Here is a 4958-nt window from a genome sequence, read left to right as displayed (position 1 = left end):
TCAGGTTAACTGGGTTATTAATGTGTAATCTACACACTCGTTACTTCCAGCTCGTCTTGATGAGGGCGTATTATAGACGCTTTATTTATGAAGTCAAGAGGTAAATTATTTTATTTTAAAAGTAATTTATTTTGCTGATTCTCCTAAGTGGTAAACCACTTATCTAAACCGCCTTCCCTTTCGACTGGGACGCATTATACTCGGTTTGATATGAGGGTCAAGGGGATTTGTTGGCTATTTTAAAGATTATCTCGCCTTATTATTAATATCTTATATTTATCAGTCAGTTAAGATTAAAAATAGTTTTATCATGATAAGAAATAGCATTTTCTGCTTAAAATCGCTTATTTCTTCTATATAGAAGCTGTCTATATACTCTTCTTTTATACATAACGCTTTTATAGTTTACCTATCTTTTTAAAGAAGTCTTTGTAAGCAGCGACTTTCTTCTCTAACGCCAACGGGTATGCGCGCGAGGTTGACGGCAATCTATATAAGGTAAGATTGTTCACCTCGGCTTTTTTACTATGCTCGTTTTGCCATTCATAAGGATAAGCCATACTTTGATTGGTCTTAGGATATTTGGATTTGGCAGGTGGCTTAGCTAATAAATTGAGCAATACTTCTGTCGCTTTACCGCCAGTGGTAAATAAGGTTTCAACCTTTGGTACTTGTGGCAATATATTATCTAGATCAACTGGGGTGACAACGGTTAAGTTTTTATCTGAGGCATTGCCGGTCTCGCGGATAGCCTGAGTAACGGTAGGACAAGAAGCAATGCCGCGCTCGAACATAAAGGCGCGAATACGCTCAGGGTCAAAGCGCTTTTCATCACCGACTCTGAAATAATCCACATCGTCAAAAAATACCTTGCCATAAATACGCCACATATCATTATAAAAGTTCGGATAATGGAAACTCATGGCCCATTTATCAGCGGTCGGTGGAAATGTGCCCATCATCATCACGGTGGCATCGGGTGGTAACACTGGACCGAACGGATGGGTTTCTACTTCTGCTGCTCGAGCTGCGGACAATATCGAATTATTATCCATTTTATTAGCATTATTATAAGTATTGGATGGTTGTGTAGTCATAAGATTCTTCATCAGAAAAGCGGTTTTTTTGCTATCATAGCAGGCCTAAACACTACTTCATCTATCATGACGCTATTATAGTCAAACATAGTCGGTCTAAATGAAAACAGCCTTGCTACAAATGTCTTTGGCTTACTTTTAATTGAAGCATTAAGCTTACTATTGCTAGGCTAAAGATAGGGTTGAAGTGCGGTAAGTGTTTGTATCTTTTATACTAATAGCAACCGCAGTAACTGCGCAAGCATCAGACCAAAACCAAGAGAGACCTTATGAACGACTTAAAAATCACCGTTATCGACCATCCGTTAGTCCGTCATAAACTCAGCCTCATGCGCGAAAAAGACTGTAGCACCTATAAGTTTCGTACATTGACTAAAGAGCTTGCACGCTTGATGGCGTATGAAGCGAGTCGCGATTTTGAAATTGAAACCTTCCCGATGGAAGGCTGGTGTGGTGAAATCACTGGTGAGCAAATCATCGGTAAGACCGCAACGATTGTGCCGATTTTACGTGCCGGTATTGGCATGCTTGATGGTGTGCTCGATTTGATTCCTACGGCAAAAATCTCTGTGGTTGGTTTGCAACGTGATGAGGAAACCTTGCAACCTGTGCCGTTCTTTGAAAAATTCGTCAGCCATATGGACAAACGCCCTGCCCTTATCATTGACCCAATGCTAGCGACGGGTGGCTCAATGGTTGCGACCATCGAGATGCTAAAGAAAAATGGCTGTACCAATATTAAAGCGTTGGTATTGGTTGCCGCTCCTGAAGGCGTGCGTTTGGTCAATGAGGCGCACCCTGACGTGACTATCTATACCGCTGCCCTCGACAGCCATTTGGATGAGCACGGTTATATCATTCCAGGCCTTGGTGATGCGGGTGATAAAATCTTTGGCAAGCAGTTGTCAAACAAGTAATTATTTTGCCACCTTTGAGATAATAGCCATTAAGGTAAGACCAGTAAGCCTAAACAAGCTATCGTCATAAAAATCATGGCACTAGCAAATAGCATCAACGATAAGGATATAAAATGAACGTATTGATTACAGGGGCAAGCGCCGGTTTTGGGAAAGCGTTGGCTGAACGTTTGATTGCCAACGGTCATCAGGTGATTGGCTGTGCTAGACGTCTAGATAAACTTAATAATTTGGCAGAAACCTTGGGCGAAGCGTTTTTACCCGTAGTCATGGATGTCAGTGACACAGCAGCTATCCCGAAAATTATCGCTGATCTGCCTGCTAACTTTAAGCAAATTGATGTGCTGGTGAACAATGCAGGGCTGGCACTCGGTACAGAGCCTGCACAAAGTAGCAGCCTTGATGATTGGATGCGCATGACCGATACCAATATTAAAGGTCTCATGGCGCTCACTCACGCGGTCTTGCCAGCGATGGTAGCCCGCGATAGCGGTTATATCATTAATGTGGGCTCAATTGCTGGCAGCTGGCCGTATTTTGGCGGTAACGTTTATGGCGCGACCAAAGCTTTTGTCAAGCAATTCAGTCTAAATCTGCGCGCGGACTTAATCGGTACGCAAGTGCGTGTGACCAACCTCGAACCGGGTAATGTCGCAGGCACTGAATTTTCAAATGTTCGCTATCATGGTGATGATGATAAAGCAGCCAAGGTTTACGATGGCTTTAAAACCATGACGGGCGAGGACATTGGTGATATCTTATTATGGTTGATCGAGTCGCCTGCCCATATTAACGTCAATCGCTTAGAAGTCATGCCAGTGGCACAAACTTATAATGGTTTGACGATTGCTAAGCAAGATTCTTAAACGTTTAGCCAAGCGTTTGACTCATTAACGTAATTCATAATATCGAAGCAACATAGTCTCATCTGTGTTGCTTCTTTTTTTGCTGATGACATTCTCTTCATTAACCAAGCGCAACTCCTGAAAATCTAAAATCAGAACCTCGTTGCGCGTGCGCTCACTGGTGCGCTTGTTGTGACGTATCGGAAATCCAACCACTTGCTTGCCAACGACAGTTATCTGATTAATCACTGCTTCTGAATGATTCGTGACAGATTTTTTATGGTCTTGCTGCGCATTGATGACTGCTGTAGCAGGATTCACAGTTACGGTTAACAGCTTATCTAAGCGCGCACTTTTTGGCATATTTCCTGCCAAAAACAACGTCTGCGCCAGTGGTAAATACCGAGCATGACGTATCAACTCTCGACGAAATAACGCTGGCATATCCGCATTAAAACTGTCTTCTGTCTGCCGATAAAAAGCAATAAATTGACGCTGCAGATAACCGCCAAATACTGTAAAGTTAATCCACTGTTGATAGATATCATTGGCCAGTAGGTGCTGAGTAAAAGTCTTGGCATCTGCCGTGATATTACCCATTAACATCGCTATCAATAAGCTGTGCGCATCGGTAAATGTCTGCTGCTCCCAAACTTGCGGGTAAAGGCCGCTATCAAGTGATGCCAATGTCGGTATTCCCATAGAGCATCGTCCCTTTATTGTTTTATTTCAAGTTTAGATAGTGGCTGTTAATCACAAGCGCCACTTACTGTCTATTCATTTTATGCTATGGTCAGCTTAGCTGTGTTTGACTAATACAAGTTTTATTAGCACAGATTTTACTATAGCAAGCTATCATCGATAAGATAAAAATGTTTTATGTTGAATGTTCAACACGCCCTAATTAATTACAATATATATGACGGAAATACGACGCTATGATGACCAATTTAATGACGTTGTCCAGTCGCTATCAGTCGCGTTACCAGTTGCAAACGTTGACCGTTACTGTTGCCGACGGTACCTCGCTGCCCGTTTCAGTCATTGGTCAAGGTACGCCAGTGCTCATGCTGCATGCCTATGGCATGGATGCCCGCGAGTTCTTACCTTTTATCTTGGCACTAACTGGCAAATATACTTTTTATTTGCCACATCTGCGTGGTTTTGGTGCTGCAAAAGAACTCAGAATGGAAGAGTTTGATTTTGTCCGTCAATATGCGGATGATGCCAATGCTGTGATTGAGCAAATTTGTGAATGGTGTCATGTAGAAGCTTTGCCAGTGGCAGCTATTTCGATGGGCGCGCAAGTTATGTGGGCTTATTTTGAGCGTTTTGGTGCCTCAAGGGTCAGTCGCTATCTTAATATTGATCAAAACCCAGCGATTCATAATCAAGATGACTGGCAAGGGGGACTATTTGGCACGCGGCAGCAAGAAGTGTTTGATATCTTTCAAGAAGTAATCGATCTGACCTTACCTTATGCGGACTCTAATAGTTTTACCCATCTGCCCTTTGCGCTCAAGCGCCGTGCGACCGATGTCGAAAGGTTGTTTTCTTTGTTATCTGTCAATCGCACGCGTTCAAAAGCTTTCATACAAGCGATGACTCATAAAAACGACCACACACTCGCGCTTTACGACCACAGCATTTGGCATCAAAAGATGCGCTGCTTGCAAGCCTATTTGGTTTTGCCTTACGATTTTCGCGGTGCCATAGATAATGTGACTATTCCTGTGGTCAACCTCATCGGTGGTCGCTCTAAGCTTTATGATCCCAAATGGCAGCAGAAGATTACCCAAATGTTGCCTAACGCCACTGAAGTTGTTTTGCCACGCGCGGGTCACGCCATTCCTTTGGATGAGCCGATTGGATTTTATCGAGTGTTAAAGCACTTTTTACAAGAGTAACTGCGCCCTTAAAAGCTCACAAAAAAACGCTATAACCCACACTAGGACTGTACAACCCTTTATAGTAATGGCTCAAGACTCCTCTTATAATAAAAAGCTGACGTTAGCTGCGTAAGCGCATTAGCGTTAAAGTAAAATATTTTGGTGGTGTTCTAAAAAGTATGCTGGCATTAGACGTAGCCATAATTGATG

The 4958-nt window shown here is 42.7% G+C and carries 5 protein-coding genes; 3 read left to right on the top strand and 2 right to left on the bottom strand.

Annotated elements, in window-relative coordinates; all coding sequences use genetic code 11:
* Positions 1-398: 398 nt before the first annotated feature.
* Complete coding sequence (locus CXF65_RS00785) at positions 399-1055, bottom strand: DNA glycosylase (protein WP_101210706.1); 657 nt, start codon at positions 1053-1055, stop codon at positions 399-401.
* A 311-nt stretch (positions 1056-1366) separates the two neighbouring features.
* On the opposite strand from CXF65_RS00785, the gene upp reads away from it, so the two are divergent.
* The gene (gene upp, locus CXF65_RS00780; protein WP_101210705.1) at positions 1367-2014 is read left to right on the top strand and encodes a uracil phosphoribosyltransferase; all 648 of its coding nucleotides are present in this window, start codon (positions 1367-1369) and stop codon (positions 2012-2014) included.
* 113 nt (positions 2015-2127) lie between these two features.
* Entirely contained in the window at positions 2128-2880 is a 753-nt protein-coding gene (locus tag CXF65_RS00775) for an SDR family NAD(P)-dependent oxidoreductase (protein ID WP_101210704.1), read from the top strand.
* Positions 2881-2904: 24 nt separating this feature from the next.
* Here the strand turns inward: CXF65_RS00775 and CXF65_RS00770 are convergent, their stop codons facing one another.
* A complete protein-coding gene (locus tag CXF65_RS00770; RefSeq protein WP_101210703.1) occupies positions 2905-3561 on the bottom strand; it encodes a hypothetical protein in 657 nt (218 codons plus the stop codon).
* A gap of 236 nt (positions 3562-3797) precedes the next feature.
* On the opposite strand from CXF65_RS00770, the gene CXF65_RS00765 reads away from it, so the two are divergent.
* The gene (locus CXF65_RS00765; protein ID WP_101210702.1) at positions 3798-4766 is read left to right on the top strand and encodes an alpha/beta fold hydrolase; all 969 of its coding nucleotides are present in this window, start codon (positions 3798-3800) and stop codon (positions 4764-4766) included.
* Positions 4767-4958 lie beyond the last annotated feature (192 nt).

The sequence above is a fragment of the Psychrobacter sp. Sarcosine-3u-12 genome (assembly GCF_002836005.1).
Classification (GTDB): domain Bacteria; phylum Pseudomonadota; class Gammaproteobacteria; order Pseudomonadales; family Moraxellaceae; genus Psychrobacter; species Psychrobacter okhotskensis.
Note: the sequence above shows the minus strand (reverse complement) of the source record. Positions and strands in the feature narration are given on the sequence as shown.

Excerpts from the sequence above, each read along its gene's own strand:
- upp (WP_101210705.1), top strand. The coding sequence starts at position 1,367 with ATGAACGACTTAAAAATCACCGTTATCGACCATCCGTTAGTCCGTCAT.
- CXF65_RS00770 (WP_101210703.1), bottom strand. The coding sequence starts at position 3,561 with ATGGGAATACCGACATTGGCATCACTTGATAGCGGCCTTTACCCGCAA.
- CXF65_RS00785 (WP_101210706.1), bottom strand. The coding sequence starts at position 1,055 with ATGGATAATAATTCGATATTGTCCGCAGCTCGAGCAGCAGAAGTAGAA.
- CXF65_RS00765 (WP_101210702.1), top strand. The coding sequence starts at position 3,798 with ATGATGACCAATTTAATGACGTTGTCCAGTCGCTATCAGTCGCGTTAC.
- CXF65_RS00775 (WP_101210704.1), top strand. The coding sequence starts at position 2,128 with ATGAACGTATTGATTACAGGGGCAAGCGCCGGTTTTGGGAAAGCGTTG.